Below are 15915 nucleotides of genomic sequence, written 5' to 3'. Positions count from 1 at the left end.
GCCCTAGCGAAGTTCATAGATGTATCATAGGCGCGCTGGCTTAAAAATAGATGAATGAACCGTTAAGAGAGGCTAAAAAGGCCCAGAACAGGTGAATTTCCTGTCCCGAGCCTCTATATAAGATCGTATTATCATTTCATATCGATATCATCATTCCGTTTAGATTTGAAAATAGAACGTGCCATCCGGTTGCTGCTCTTGCTTCACTAGTTCGCGTCGAATTAACTCCTGCAAATGGGCTAACGTCTCACTCATGGCAAACCGCAGTTGATGGGTACCCAGCCGATTGCCAAACATGTGCACACAGATGTCATAAGCATTCGCCGGTGACTCCTGAATTCGCTCCGTCATCTTCTGAAGACGTTCCTCGTGATGAGCCAGCAATTGAACTGTCCGTTCGTTGAACTGGGCAAAAGGATTCCGATGCCCCGGATACGCCTGCTTGACATTCAGCTCCCCAAGACGTTGCAATCCTTCCATATAAGACAATAATGGCTGAGGGTCACTGCCGGGTTGCAGACTGATATTCGGTGAAATCTGTGGCAAAACTGCATCTCCGCACAGAATCTCCATGGACTCCGGCGCATAAAAGGATAAATGGCCTGGGGCATGTCCACCCGTCTCCACAGCAACCCAACGTTTCCCGCCCATTTCAAGCCACTCGCCATCTTCAATGGGTGTCACCTTCGGAAGTGGTGTGATCTGCGAAGTAAATGCCTTCATATGTTCATGTATCTGCTCAGTCTTGTCTTCCGGCATACCATGACGACCATAATAATCAGGTAATATTGTATTGATGCGTGAATCAGGTCCCCACATATAGTCGGCCTCTTGGCGGGAGCGTGTGGACATTCGAACGGGTGCCCCCGTCATCTGTTGCATCCAACCCGACAACCCAAGATGATCGGGGTGATGGTGGGTCAGTACAATTTGACGAATATCGCTAAAGGTCAGGCCGAGATCTGCCAGCGCTTCACTCCACTCCTGTTCTGTTTCCGAATTACGCGGTCCCGGATCTATAATAGTTATCTTCCCATCCGATTCTGATAAGACATAACTGTTCACCCATCGTAAGGGAAACGTCATGCTGATCTTGACCCGGTGTATGCCCTCTGTCATGGACATCTCTTCTGTGCGCTTCATGTTATCCCCCTTCCAAACTGTCTCTGTTCACTCCACAGGACGACGACCAACAAAAATCATGCGCGGAGAAGTCTGCTCGTCATATTTCTCTTCGTCATAGCCGCCATGTACCTGATCTACCCGGAGTCCGGCGGCACTTAACATCTGACTCAGTTGTTCCCGTGTGTACAACTTCACACGTTCCTGATATACCCGCGGTTCATGTCCGGATGTGGTATCCGTAATGCGAATTTCCTTTTGCACAAACCCTTCCTCAATCTTGCGATACTCCTCAATACGCTGTCCTTCATCCTCTCGAACGGAGTGCTGCACCAGATGACGCGTTACATAAGCCGTATTCATAAAATCAATAATATAGCTGCCACCTGGGCGAAGCATGCGATGAATGGCACGTAATACTTTCAATTGTTCTCCGTCCTCCAGGAAATAACCAAACGATGTGAACAGATTAACTACAGCGTCAAAGCCACCTTTCAGCGGCAGTTCACGCATGTCTGCGTGACACCAAGATACTCGGTGTTCAGTGTCCATTAGGCGCGCTTCACGTAGAAGCACATCGGACAGATCAACTCCGGTCACTCGCAATCCTGCGTCAGCAAGTGCCATGGAGTGCCGTCCCATACCGCAGCATAGATCCAATACTTCAGAATTGGGCTCAAGCTTCAACCAATTAATCATTTTATGTACTTCCTGATGGGCACCCTGCACATCCCGGTGCTTGTATACGAGAAGATAATCTTCTCCAAAACTCTTTTCATACCATTCCGTCATCCATTCTCGCCCTCCACTTGGTCACTGGCTCTCTATCTGTAGTACGCTATGTACAGGCCTGATCATTTCCACTAGCTTTAATGTATTGTAACGTCTTTATTCTGCAAACTCAAAAAATTCCAGTAATTTTCCAACATTGAAGAGCCAAAATGCACACGAGGGAATACTCTGTTTATTGAATGTACAACATTATTAAAATGTACATAATTAACCTTGAGCACTTAAAACATGTACATAAATGAATAATATTTACACAAATCAACGTTAATAAAAACCCAGATTTAATAGAAAGAACCGTTTGAATAAAGAAGGTAGCCAGAATTTTATTCTGGACTACCTTCTTTTCCTATCTTTATTTCAATTAACTTATAGCTAGCTTATTTTTGAATCGTATTCTGTTCATTAATTTTAAATACACAATCAAAAAAATTCGAGGAATAGAAGTTTTTCCCTTCTTAGAGAGGTTGTTTAACATAATCTGTAGAGGTATCTATTTATAAGTCTCAAATATTGTCTGTAACAGTTAATCTGTTATGGATCTGATTCATGAATTTTTAAGTGGTAACAACGCTTACATTAAAATCAAAGGAAATATCCTCATTATAAATATAATATATAGGTTTAAAAATACATTTACTTTAATTCGATTATGTAAGGTTGCTATTTGATTTGATAAGCTTATATATGCCAATTGAGCAATATTTTTGTAAGTACAAGATTTTCAAAAGGAGAGGGCATAAATTGAAAAAACTTAAAACCACACATAGTAACACTGCGGATGCTGCATCTTCTGTCCGCCTCCCATGGGTAGGGCTAATTCCGCTTGCCTTAGCTGGATTTATAAGTCTCTTAACTGAAATCATTCCGGCTGGTTTATTGCCACAGATAAGCGAAGGACTTGGAATCTCAGAGGCATTAGCTGGGCAATTCATAACGTTGTATGCCCTTGGCTCTGTCTTGGCAGCAATTCCACTAACTACAGCTACACGCGGTTGGCGGAGGCGGCCACTGTTGTTGCTAAGCTTGATTTGTTTTTTCTTGTTTAACAGTGTTACAGCTCTATCTTCCAGTTACACAATAACTCTTGTTGCCCGATTCTTGGCAGGTGCAGCCGGAGGTGTTTTGTGGGGAATGTTAGCAGGTTATGCTAGCCGCATGGTGCCTGATTCGCTCAAAGGTCGAGCTATGGCGGTAGCAGGAATAGGTACACCTTTGGCTATGGCGCTTGGTGTTCCCGCGGGAACAATACTCGGCACTCTTGTAGGCTGGCGTACAGTTTTTGGAATCATGTCAGTGTTTACTGTCTTGTTAATCGTTTGGATACTCTTAAAAGTTCCAGACTTTGCTGGTCAATCAACGAATAAGAGACTTCCCCTTCATAAAGTTTTCGTTAAACCGGGGATTCGCCCTATCTTGTTTGTCGTACTAATATGGGTACTAGCTCACAATATTCTATACACATATATTACGCCTTACCTCGCTCAAGTTGGGCTTGTTCAACGTGTTGACATTATACTATTTGTTTTTGGTATTGCATCGGTTGTGGGGCTCTGGATTACAGGAATATGGATTGACCGCATGCTTCGTCCATTGATTCTATGCAGCCTTGCGGGTTTCGCTCTAGCATCTATGATGTTTGGGATAAGTAGCAGTCAGCCAGTAGGGATCTTTTTGGCTGCTGCATTGTGGGGGCTGACTTTTGGCGGAGCCGCTTCACTGCTTCAAACGGCTGTAGCTGAAGCTTCTGGTGATAATGTGGACGTGGCTCAGTCTATGCTGGTAACAGCATGGAATTTGGCTGTAAGCGCTGGCGGGTTAATTGGTGCGGCCCTTCTTGTAACAGTTGATGTCCTCTCATTTCCATGGGTTATGCTTATTCTCGTACTCATTGCGCTACTCGTAGTATGGAAAGCGAAAGAACATGGATTCACAACAAAGAGTGGATAGATTCATTTTTCAACTCTTCGAGAGATGGAATGATGGGTTTATAATCAATGGGTGAAGACATAACAATTAGAATCGTATACGTTCCATATTTATCACAGTCATTGCCGAACTCTTCAAGTGCGTATGTAGAGTCGGCAATGACTTTCATTAAAAAATTGTGTTCTCCGCTCATACGATGACACTCGACAACAAAGGGTGACGACCGAACAAAATCGAGAAAAACATTACAGTTTCTAGTACTAAACAGGAAATAGGCGGCAACATTTTTTCCGGTTTTTTGCGGAGAAATGATTGTGCGATATTCCTGAATAATTCCCTTTTCCTCCATCCGTTTGACTCTTTCCGTTACAGCAGGTTGGGATAGCCCCACCAATCTACCGAGTTCAGTCATGGAAATCCTAGCTTGATTTTGAAGGTGTAAAAGGATTTGGTTATCAACATGATCCACTCTAAGTATCCTCCTTATAATTGAAAGGTATTATTATATTATCGTTTATACAAATTAATTTATCAATTCATGGACATCAATGCCGTATTCATAAAATCAATTATAAAGCTGCTCCAACATTGAAGAGCCAAAATGCACACGATATAATGTTAGACATATGCCTGCAAATCGGTTAATTATAAGAGGTTGTTCAAAAAGCAACAGGAGGTGTTCTTATGATTCGCATCGGACTTACCGGATGGGGGGATCAGGAAGATCTCTATCCAAACCGTACCAAAGCCAAAGACAAGCTCAGTCTATACGGACAGTACTTCTCCACCGTGGAGGTGGATAGTTCTTTCTACGCCGTTCAGCCGCGGGATCGAATGGCACGGTGGGTTGCAGAGACGCCCGAATCCTTTGCTTTTATCATCAAAGCCTATCAGGGAATGACCGGACATCTGCGAGGCAAACCATACTTCACCAGCACGTCGGAGATGTATAAGGCTTTTCGGGAATCACTGGAACCGGTCATTGAAGCCGGCAAGATGCAGGCAGCCTTGTTTCAATATCCGCCTTGGTTTGAGTGCAATAAAGACAACGTGAAAGAGCTTCGTGAAGTGAAACTGAGAATGGAGGGCATTCCGTGTGCCCTGGAATTCCGTCATCGTAGCTGGTATGAAGGTGACATGCGAGAGCGCACGCTTTCGTTCCTGAAAGAGCAAGGCTGGATTCACAGCGTCTGTGACGAACCTCAGGCAGGTCTAGGTTCTATCCCCATCGTGCCACAGGCGACGGATTCCGAGATGACGCTGGTGCGCTTGCACGGACGCAATGTGTCCGGTTGGCATCAGAATGGTGCGCCTAATTGGCGCGAGACCCGTTACCTGTACCGTTACAACAAGGAAGAGCTGTTGGAGTGGAAAGGGTATCTGGAGCAATTGCAGGAGCAGAGCAAGGATGTCTATGTTATTTTCAACAACAACTCCGGTGGTGATGCAGCAGCGAATGCCCAGATGATGATGGACCTGCTGGACCAGCCAGTGAAGCCTTTCCCTGACCGTTCTGAACCGGAGAAGGAAGAAGGACCGGAGCAGCTAGAGCTATTTTAATACGTGCTATAAACGGAGTTATTCATATTATTGGGTGAAGGTAAGTGTATTTATCATTGCTATTATGCAGATCGGATTCGAAATTGGAAACAAACTAAAAGCGGCAAGCCCGGAGGCTTTGCCGCTTTCTTTAACTGGTAATCTACCTATAGAAGGCTATCCACATACATCCGTTTCGTTGTGTCAAACATCAGCGCTGCGCGGCTGTAACCGAAGAATCGATATGCGCCTCACGGAGCTGCTGGTTCATTTTATACAATTCAATGCCAGCCAAGAGCACAATACCGATCCCATGGGTATCATTCAGATTCCATCCCAGATCATCGCGATAATACAAGGCGGTAAACGAGTACCCGGAACCCCGGCATACCCCGTATACATTGCCTTTATAGTCAATCGACAAGCGCGTCATGCCTACCCATCCTTTGCGCACTGCCTCCAGATAGGGCTCTGGCTGTTCCAGCCAGCCCTCCCGAATACCACGGGCATAAGCGTAGATGAACATGGATGTGCAGGAGGTTTCTTCATACGAATCCGGGCGGTTCAGCACCTGATGCCATAGTCCATTTTCCCCTTGCAACGCTAAGTAACCTTCACTTAAATCACGATAGAACTGTAGTAGTTCCGACCGTTTCACATGATCATACGGCAGGATGGATAACAATTCGGTTAATGAAAAGAGCACCCAGCCGTTCCCCCGTCCCCATGGAATACCTGTCGCCCGACCACGCACAAAATCATACACATGGGACATGATCTGTTGATCGGGAAGGTAGAGGTATTTACGGAACATCAGGAACTGATTGACCGCATCATCCCAGTACGTCGCATCTCCTGTCAATTGACCATAACGCATCAGAAAAGGTGTACTCATGTACAAGTCATCACACCACATCGTCTCCTGACGCATCTCCCCACTGCCGCGAACCCGGTAAAAGGCACCATCCTCCAAACGTTCCTGCTCATCCGTAATGTAGCCCGCAATCCGATCCGCAGTATCTCTTCCCCCACGAATATCGCCCAACTCCATCGCAGCGAGCAGTGTAGATCCAAACGAACCGCAATCATCCAGACTGTCGATGGCAGACAGCTGATTATTAATCCCTGCCGCACCGTACCCTTCCCGATCCCACAGACCATAGCGATCAAATGAAGTACTCAGTTCAATATGTTGCCGCACATACTGAATGTAATCATCCCGTCCCAATTCCTGTCCCATCTGTAGCAGTCCAAGCAGGGTAACGCCAAGCGGATAATTCCACTTTCCGTAATGTGTATTTTCCAGGTAAGGACGAACATGGGTGTCGGGAAGATCTACCCGCCAATACACACCTTGTGCGCCATCATCAAATACGGTATCTGTTCGCACGATGTCGACATGCGATGGTTCAGCACCGGGAGCAAACACACCCGTGTACAGCAAGGGGTTAGAACATCCCGCAACCGGATGAGGCGATTTCAGTCTCCAGCCTTTGGAATCCGAACGCTCGGCATATTCCAACGTGAATCCCCATGAGCCGCCGACTGCCTGAATTTCACCTTTCGCCACCAGATCGGATGTACCGTAACGGCGAGGAAGTTCAACGCGGAAATTACCGCTGCTTCCAGCAGAGTATACTTCCGTGCCATCCACATACAGGGTCAAAGCTCCATCATGACGACCTTTTAAAATAACTGGTGATGTTCCTGGCAAAGTTACATCCAATCTGGACCATGCGTAGGCAACAGCGGGCTTTTCTGTACCAAAGATACGGGCAAAAGAACCCATGCTCTGCTCCTCATCTGTCCAGCCCCTGCGCGGATACCAGGTAAGACCCGTTTCTTCTTCCGTCATGCCGTCACGAGGAAGAGATACTACAGGTTCATCGACGGGTTCCGAATATAACCAGCCCTCCTGACCCTGACGATCTGCCCCAGGAGTGAGGAAGTGCAGCGGGAAATTTTTGAACGAGGCTGTTCCGTAGATACCGCCGAATCCCACTTCTGTTTTGACAAAACACAGCAATACATCATTCCAGCCATAGTTCACGGAAATCGGAATCTGGGTTCTTCGCTCGGGAAATAATTCCTGCAACAGCTCAGACTTGAATACCTCTTCACCGTTCACGTAAATCGTCACCGGACTATAACAGTTCAAGCCCGTATTTAACGTTGTATTCTGCTCGCTCCATAACTTGCCCCATACATACACGTACTGCCCTGCATGCGCCCCAACGCATTTCTCATTCAGATTCAGGTCGTAACGATAATCTCCAAGTCTACGAAAACCTCCCTGATGATAAGCTCTGAACAAAAAGGAATGTTTCGGATGATCGCCAATATAACGCTGAGCCACCGTAGTTAATATATCCGGAATTGAATCGTATACCTTGCCTGCAATCGCCTCGTTCTCATGAAAATAACGAATGATCGTCAGCTCCCTTCCTTATACCTTGATTCGTTCGCTTAGCCGCAATGTTTCTCCACCCTGCACTTCAACAACCTGCTGGTCAGCCGTGAACCAAACCGGGATGGCAGACGGATTATGGATGATGGAGCGATCTGCTGAACACTCCAATCGTTGCACCGCTTTCCAATAGGCAATCACTTCGATGTTCGTGGCATACCAGATATCGTCCCTGCCGCCAATCTGCTCACCGAACTGTTCGATGATCTCCCAGTTGTCGTTGTCATTGAACTCATAACTGTGACCCCAGACGTAGAGTAATAGTGGCGTACCTGTTTTGGAATGTTGGATAAAACGTTTGGCATGCGCCGCCAGATCATGGTTATGATGACACGTCGGATGCCATTCAAGCGGCCGATCTGGCAACGTGTATCTCCCATGTGATTCAACGGTACGGGCATAATCAATGCCAAGCCACTCCAGCTTTGTACTTAACGCACGGTCATACCCTCCGTTGGGATAAGCCATGCCTCGTACCGGATAACCGACGAGCTGCTCCAATGCTTTTCGGTCCTCCGTAATCTCTTCGGTCAGTAGTTCATTCGGAACATAAGGCAGCGTAGGGTGAGTAACCGTGTGAACGGCTACTTCATGCCCCGAATAAAGTTCAGCGACTTCCCCAGCCTCAATGCGGCCTGGATTACGCAGGGTACCGGAGTTCAGATTAAAGGTTCCCCGCAGACCATACCGATTACAGATTTCCACCAGTCTACGATCATGCACCACTCCGTCGTCATAACTGAGCGTTAACGCTTTCATCACACCACCTGGATAGCGGTCAAACTGAATACGATGTCCCATCCCTTACTTCCACTCCTTTATCCCAATTCTTCAACAGGTACATGACCTGCATCCTGTAATCGATGATGTTCTGAATCAAAATACGTACCTTCCAGCAGGCCAATTAATGTGTTCGTGATCCGTACTTCAATGTCGTTGTCTCCCGGACGCAACCAGGAGGCCTCTCCTTTCCAACGATACGGAGACCAGCATCTCACACCCAGACTATGTCCGTTCACCCGCACTTCCGTCACATCCTGCACCCGCCAATCGCTAAATTCTAATTCAAACGAGGTAATATCTTCCCCTGGCTCATCCAGCCAGAACGTGCGTTTATAACTCATTTCCCCGGCAAAATGGGGATACAGCGGCTGCGGTTCTGGTCCGATACAAAGGGCCGTGTCCGACTCCCGCACGAGCGAAGCCATGCCTTCATGATGGAACTCCACGCCGAATCTTCCCTGTAGATACAAGGGATCCACAATGCCATCCTCATCTTTCGTTACCTGTACGATGACCGTCATTTCGTTGAGACCGCTGTGCAGCAACTCCGTAATCTCACAAGCAATGTTATTGTGGTCGGTTATTTCGATTGGATCGAATTGTTCCTTTTCAAGTGGTTGCCCATTAATCTCCATGGACCAACTGCCCGAGATCGCCGCTCTATCCATAAATAACAAACATGCAGGCAATGCCGTTCTTAGCTCAAATGTAGTCGTATATCGACATTCGATGGGATAGGCTAAGGATGCTTTTTTCGGTGTGCCAAATACCTGATTAAACTGGACTGACAGATGCTGCTGCTCCGATAATTCTGCCGCCTGATCAATAAACGGTTTTACAGCTACATGCTGGCTTTCCAGAATCACACCATTAACATTGGAAGCCTGAAGATGGAATTGTCCCATTCGCAAAATGTTAGGTTGCACCGTTTCGAGTCGCCATGGCCCTTCCGAAGGGACCATGATCTTACAGGCTTGATTAGCTCCTGCCAATACATCCGTTACGAACGTCGAACCCGTTTTGTCTGTTACATCCACCTTCGTTGTTAATGCCTCTTCCTTCGCAGGTTGTAAAGTAAGACGAACAGCATGCGCTTCATAAGGCGCCAGCGTTAGTGAAATGCACCATTCCCCGCCACTGCTCGTATACGGCAATGTCTGAAGCTGCCCTGTCTCCAGATCAAGTCGTTCTGCCACCAGACAAGCACCCTCTGTCAGCTCCGTTCCATCCCACAACTGCCTGGTGACCAGCTTCAATTGTCCCTTCAGGTCCTGACCCTCCTGATTGGTCAAGAAAACCATATGCTCTCCAGCCGACAATTCACGGGTGTGCATCAGCAGGGAGGCACTTTCCTCCTCCATGATCCAACAGATGGGTTCCGGCAATACCTGATCGAGCAGGAGAGAGATTAGCTCCAGCGAAAAGTCATCTCCCTGCCCCGTTCCTGCGGGTAGAAAATAGGCATTCCCCTCACCCTGATGCCACATGGTTTCACGGTTATCGTGATCTGTTGTCACGTTACGGCCCCAGTACACCTCTTGCGGCTGCTCGTCCGCACCAAAGAACTGGGCAGCTTCATCTCCCTCTGGACTTCCCTGCTGAATCGCAATATGCGGAGGCATCCCAACAGAGATGACAGTTCCTCCCTGCCGAACAAATCGCTTCACCTGTTCCCAGGCCACGGCCTCCAGATTCAGCATCGGTGGCAGAATTAATACGTCATAACGGGCAACGCCGATCTGAATGATGCCATCCGTTAAGTCAGCTTCAACCAACAATTCGGGGTCAAGGTGATCATAGTCACGTCTGTTTTCGAGCAGATGTGTCGTGATCCTCATCCAGTCCTTCGTCAGGCGCTCCAGTTGCACCCGTTCTGCTTCGTCCTCGCCGCTATACTCAAATCCATGCAGCGGATTACCCATCAGACTCCAGAATGTCGTCGTTGGGTCAAGCACGGCAATACGAATATCTGCTGTTCCGGTGCTCATGAGATAGCTCAACCGTCCGGTGTAATCCCCCAACTGCCGGAAATGCTTCCAGTAGGGATTCTGCAAAAATTGAGACGGTGGTGCGTCATGCTTCGCAAGCCCACCAATCGTATAGAAAAAGGCGTGAAAGTTATAGAAATTAGTGCCCATGGCGGCCATACGATCAATCATCCACTTGGCATCCTGTAGCGTCATGGACCAGCCTACACTGTGAAAACATTCAATCAGATTGCGGCTTCGGCCCAATTGCCGGGCAAGCGAACTGACCATCTTGGGATTGTCACGCATCTTTTGACCATACCGTTCCAGAATCCACGATAAGGATCGTCCGATTTTCTCATGGGCCGAATCACCACCTGGCATATGACTGAACAACTGGGTGGTCATCCGTACGCCAGGCACCTCTGCCGCGTACTGGATTCCTGCTTCCTCACACCAGTCATGCACCTGTTTGTGATAGGACTCCCGGAGAAGCAGATGTAGGGACTGATAGTAGTCATACCGAATCCGATGCGCGTCCGGAACATCACTATATAACAGGGCCGGTAGCGAATCGATCAGACTATAACCACAACGCTCGCTGAAATAACGGGGAAGCTGTGGTGACCAGGGGATACGGCCCAGCGGTGCAATCTCATCCGAGAACATACCTTTGATTACGCTCTCAAATTGATCTCCAACCGCTGACTTATAACACTCATGTGTCAGTTCAATAAAACGACTCATCGCTTCCTTGTGGCAAGGATCAACAAAGTTGCCGTAATATTTGAAATCGTCGATCTCCATTTCTTGAAATATAATCAACTCCCAATCACCCGGGGGAACATCCCACAACAAGCGGAACGCTGTTCGGTAGGTGAAGAACCGCTTGCGGTTATACGATGTGAGTCCGGTCTCCTGATACACCTGATCGGTCTGGATATTACCGATTTTGCTGCGCAAGTCAATGGATTCATGCCACAACCGTTTGCCCTGTTCATCCTTGGGAATCGCCTTGGCAACCAAGACTCGTCCCCATGGTAACTCCAGATCCACAGCTTCTCCGCCCTGAACCACCAACTGATGATGTACGAGCTGTCGCTGCTTCGCTTCAGGGAAATCAAGGGTCACTTCCCCACCAGCCATCCCACTTGGATATGGATATTCGTCATATAACCATACTTGCATGCCGTGAGCAGCCGCCGCTTCCACTGCAATCCGCACCTTATCAAACCACGCTTCCGACAGATAGGGAATTTGCAGTCCCTGACGTGGACAGATGAAGAATCCACCTACACCTTGCGCCGCCATCTCAGCCACTTGCCGCTTTATCTGCTCTTCTTCCATATCCCCGTTCCAGAACCAAAAGGGATGAACCCGGTACTGCGCCTCGGGATTTTCAAAAGCATCCCCGTTCCACATGTTGCCTTCCTCCCTGCGTGTCCAAGAGTGTGTGGTGTCCAGCTTTACCAATAACGTTCATTTCAGTTCATATAGGTTTTTTTTGTTTTGATTATACATCAAAAACCATATTCAGGAAGTCATAATTTCCAGAAAGTTGGATGAAATTTTGTTCGCGAATCAAGCCATTACAGCGATAAGGAAAGCCCGGCTGTTTCCCCTACACTGAAGGCACGGCTACCGGGCTTTGGCTTATAAGACTACTTCAGTGCAGCGTACAGTTCATTAACTTCTTTCACATAATCGTCTCCGCCATTATTCTTCCAAAGGGCAACAGCATCTTCGAATCCTTTCTCATCAATCTGACCTACGATATATTTGATCCGTGCATCGTTGATGATATTGTCCAGCTGCGGTCCTTTCTGAGCGTAAACATCAGAGATCAGCGGTTCGCCAGGATTGGCAATGACAATCTCTTCGTTGGCTTTCTGCACCTGTGCAACCTTTTCACGGACAGGTGTCTGTTGGACACGAAGCGTTCTGTCTTCCGGCACAAACATCAAAATCTGATTTAAACCTTGCAGGTCGCGGAGCGCAAGCTTGTCAGTGCTCGGTATGATGTAGTCTTCTTTTTTCTCATACTGCTTGCCTTCCAGTCCGTTGTACAACAATGCCTGCAATTCCGGTTCATTCAGCTGATCCAGAAAACTCAGTACCTTCTTCAGGTCTTCTTCCGTTTTGACACTGCTTTTGGAGATCGCAATCAGGCCGGAGTAGCCGGACGTTGGCATATCACGCAATCCCTTTGGACCTTCCATCGCTTGCAGCACATCCACGCGTCCCGTCGCATTGGGGTCTTTATCGAGTATTTTCTGATCCATCCGCTGCGCATTATCTGCTACATCCACCATGACACCGGCTTGCCCATTCACAAATGGATCAGGAAGTTTCGTTGCATCCATCACGGCAAAGTCCTTGTTCACCAGACCTTCGCTATAGATTTGCCGGAAAAATTTCAGGGCTTCCATGTATTCTGGTGTCTCATGCGCCGGGATCAGGCCTCCACTGCCATCATCTCCCCACTTGTTGGGTGCACCAAACCATACCTGCATGTTATCCCACGGGCCTGTGAATTTGCTGGCAACCAGACCGTACGTATCATCCTTGCCGTTACCGTCTGGATCATCCTTCGTGAACGCTTTCAATACATTGTAAAATTCATCAATCGTCTTTGGCTCTTCCAACCCCAACTTCTCCAGCCAATCCTTTCGGATTGTAACCCCATTACGTCCTAGGGCGCGTGCCCGGTAGATCCCATAGGTTTTGCCATCGATGGACGCATTGTTGGTGATGATTTCATTCATCTGGCTCAGATTCGGATAATCTTTCAGATAAGGACCAAGCTCCCAGAATGCTCCAGTTCGTGCCGCATTGATAAAACTCGGAGACTTCCCTAACACCACCATAATCTGAGGCAGCTTTCCCGAAGCCAGTGTGATGTTAAATTTGTCTTCGTACGAGCTGCTTGGCACCCACTGCAGGTTCACATCCACCTTGGTCAGTTCTTCAAGCTTCTGGATGACCGGGCTGTTCTCCGGCGGATTCTCCGCTTCAAAGTTCGGCAGCATAATGGTAATTTCGTCTGTGCCACCGGCAGCGCTCCCTGAACCTGTTTTATCCGTGGAGCATGCTCCCAGAATTGTACTCAATACCAGTGACGCAGAGAGTAACAGTGCACCTTTTTTGAATCCCGTTTTTTGTCCCATACGTTCTCCCCCTTGGCTTTAGCCTTTGATTGAACCTAACATGACACCTTTGGCAAAATGCTTCTGCAAAAACGGATACACCAGCAAAATCGGAATGGTACCTACAACGATCACCGCCATTTTGATCGACTGCTCTGGTGGCTGTACAAAATTGGGGTCCATGTTTGCCATATCTCCGACACTGGCTTGCGAGAGTAACACGATCTGTCTCAGCATGACTTGTAACGGCCATTTGTCACTGTCGGAAATGTACAGCAGTGCGGAGAAAAAATTGTTCCAGTGGCCTACGGCGTAGAACAAGGCAAACGTGGCAATGACCGGTTTGGATAAAGGCAGAACGATTCGCCACAGCACCCCAAGATCCGAACAGCCGTCGATGCGGGCCGCTTCCTCCAGCCCGGGCGGCATTTGCTGAAAAAAGTTTTTGACAACTATTAAGTTAAAAGCGCTGATCGCGCCAGGAAGCATAAGGGCCCAGTAAGAATCGAGCAGTCCCAGTCCACGAATGACGAGATACGTTGGAATCATGCCACCGCCAAATAACATCGAGAAAATCACCATGTTCATTATGACGTTACGGCCCCAGAAGTCACTTCTGGATAGTGGATAGGCCATCGTTAGGGTGAAGAACAGATTGACCAGTGTCCCTGCCACCGTGATGAAGATGGAAACACCAATGCTGCGAAAGATCGTGGACGAGGAGAAAATATACTCATATGCACTAAAGGAAAATACCTTCGGGATGAGGAAAAAACTACGTTCGGTGATCTCGGCTTCCGTTGCGAAAGAATTCCCTATAATATACAGGAACGGAAGGACGGTTAATATGCCCAGAATCCCCAGCATGACGTAATTGAAGATATCAAATACCTTGCCGGCAGGGCTGTTGTATAGACGGCTGTTCATGGGCGCTCCTCCTTAATAAATTCCGGGATGGCCGAATTTTTTCGCAAGTTTATTACTGCCAAGCACCAGGATAATCCCCACCACAGACTTGAATAGTCCCACAGCGGTACTGTAACTGAATGCACCTTGCGTAATCCCTACCGTGTACACATACGTATCAAATACGTCCGCCACATCCCGGTTGAGGGAGTTGGTCATCAGATAGATCTGCTCAAATCCGGTATCGAGGAAGTTCCCCAGTCTGAGAATAAGCAAAATGACTATGGTCGTACGAATGGCTGGAAGCGTGATATGCCACATCCGCCGTAACCGTCCTGCACCATCCACAATGGAGGCTTCATATTGTTCCGTATCGACACCTGCGAGGGCTGCCAAGAAAATAATTGTGCCCCATCCCATCTCCTTCCACATCATCTGAACAATAATGAGCGGGCGGAACGAACCCGGGCTGGAGAGTACATCAATAGGCTTGCCTGTAATCCAGGCGATCAGGTCGTATAACACCCCGCCCTGCGGGGTCAGGAACACGTACGTGATACTCGCGATAATAACCATCGATACAAAATGGGGTACATAGACCAGTGTTTGAATCGTTCTTTTGAAGAAAGCGACCCGAATTTCATTTAATAACAAAGCGATAATGATTGGTGCCGGAAAAAAGAAGATGAGATCATACAGGGCAAGGACCAGCGTATTGCGTAATAGTCGGTAGAAGTCCGGATTGGAGAAAAAGTTCGTAAAGTTCTCTAGCCCCACCCAGTTACTCTCCCGGATGCCCAGGAAAGGCTGGTAGTCCTGAAAGGCAATGATGATCCCCCACATGGGCAAGTATTTAAAGATGACAAAGTACAAAAAGCCGGGAAGCACAAGCACATATAACCACTTGTTTCGTTTGATCCGCCTCTTCCAATTGGACTCTTGTTTTAATGGTCTTGTTGCCATATCCGCTTGAGCAGTTGCAGTGCCGTTGGTATTCCAGTCCGTCTTCCCGTTCATCATGTCTCCCCTCCCTCAACGATGTAAGCGTTATCAATTAACCTGTTATTCAGACTATACAGACGCCTGGTTTCCGGCAACCTTCATTTTTTGCATTGCTACGACATGATGGCCGAAAAGCCCGCTATAACGCCATTTTCACAAGAAATTGCACATAACGTAGCAGGTAGAATTGCACATTTTTGCGGGTTTATCCTTCTTTGTATCACGGTAAAAAAAAGAAAAAACCGGCATCCGCTAAAGCCGAATG

The 15915-nt window shown here is 47.7% G+C and carries 11 protein-coding genes; 2 read left to right on the top strand and 9 right to left on the bottom strand.

Features of this window, described 5'->3' with window-relative positions:
• Positions 1-159 precede the first annotated feature (159 nt).
• Complete coding sequence (locus tag MHI01_RS24980; protein WP_340984348.1) at positions 160-1143, bottom strand: MBL fold metallo-hydrolase; 984 nt, start codon at positions 1141-1143, stop codon at positions 160-162.
• A 27-nt stretch (positions 1144-1170) separates the two neighbouring features.
• The gene (locus MHI01_RS24975; RefSeq protein WP_253502930.1) at positions 1171-1914 is read right to left on the bottom strand and encodes a class I SAM-dependent methyltransferase; all 744 of its coding nucleotides are present in this window, start codon (positions 1912-1914) and stop codon (positions 1171-1173) included.
• A 741-nt stretch (positions 1915-2655) separates the two neighbouring features.
• Between MHI01_RS24975 and MHI01_RS24970 the strand changes: the two genes are divergently transcribed.
• Positions 2656-3861: an MFS transporter gene (locus MHI01_RS24970; RefSeq protein ID WP_315370739.1), complete on the top strand. Its 1206-nt coding sequence runs from the start codon at positions 2656-2658 to the stop codon at positions 3859-3861.
• Here MHI01_RS24970 and MHI01_RS24965 read toward each other — a convergent pair.
• Complete coding sequence (locus MHI01_RS24965; protein WP_315370740.1) at positions 3842-4309, bottom strand: Lrp/AsnC family transcriptional regulator; 468 nt, start codon at positions 4307-4309, stop codon at positions 3842-3844. The genes MHI01_RS24970 and MHI01_RS24965 overlap by 20 nt on opposite strands.
• Before the next feature lie 215 nt (positions 4310-4524).
• On the opposite strand from MHI01_RS24965, the gene MHI01_RS24960 reads away from it, so the two are divergent.
• Complete coding sequence (locus tag MHI01_RS24960) at positions 4525-5400, top strand: DUF72 domain-containing protein (protein WP_340984347.1); 876 nt, start codon at positions 4525-4527, stop codon at positions 5398-5400.
• A 190-nt stretch (positions 5401-5590) separates the two neighbouring features.
• Here MHI01_RS24960 and MHI01_RS24955 read toward each other — a convergent pair whose 3' ends face one another.
• The 6 genes from MHI01_RS24955 to MHI01_RS24930 form a co-directional block, all read right to left on the bottom strand.
• Positions 5591-7735 (bottom strand): glycoside hydrolase family 88/105 protein, encoded by a 2145-nt coding sequence (locus MHI01_RS24955; RefSeq protein WP_340984346.1) that lies wholly within the window; start codon positions 7733-7735, stop codon positions 5591-5593.
• Positions 7736-7825: 90 nt separating this feature from the next.
• The gene (locus MHI01_RS24950) at positions 7826-8647 is read right to left on the bottom strand and encodes a polysaccharide deacetylase family protein (protein WP_340984344.1); all 822 of its coding nucleotides are present in this window, start codon (positions 8645-8647) and stop codon (positions 7826-7828) included.
• 17 nt (positions 8648-8664) lie between these two features.
• Entirely contained in the window at positions 8665-12018 is a 3354-nt protein-coding gene (locus tag MHI01_RS24945; protein ID WP_340984343.1) for a glycosyl hydrolase, read from the bottom strand.
• Between the two features lie 239 nt (positions 12019-12257).
• Positions 12258-13763, bottom strand: coding sequence for an extracellular solute-binding protein (locus MHI01_RS24940; protein WP_036673488.1), 1506 nt, complete (start codon positions 13761-13763; stop codon positions 12258-12260).
• Between the two features lie 18 nt (positions 13764-13781).
• Complete coding sequence (locus MHI01_RS24935; RefSeq protein ID WP_340984342.1) at positions 13782-14669, bottom strand: carbohydrate ABC transporter permease; 888 nt, start codon at positions 14667-14669, stop codon at positions 13782-13784.
• Between the two features lie 12 nt (positions 14670-14681).
• Complete coding sequence (locus tag MHI01_RS24930; RefSeq protein WP_340984904.1) at positions 14682-15611, bottom strand: ABC transporter permease; 930 nt, start codon at positions 15609-15611, stop codon at positions 14682-14684.
• Positions 15612-15915: the final 304 nt, after the last annotated feature.

The sequence above is a fragment of the Paenibacillus sp. FSL M7-0656 genome (genome assembly GCF_038003225.1).
Taxonomy (GTDB): domain Bacteria; phylum Bacillota; class Bacilli; order Paenibacillales; family Paenibacillaceae; genus Paenibacillus; species Paenibacillus amylolyticus.
The sequence above is the reverse complement of the archived record's forward strand: the minus strand, read 5'-3'. Positions and strand labels throughout refer to the sequence as shown.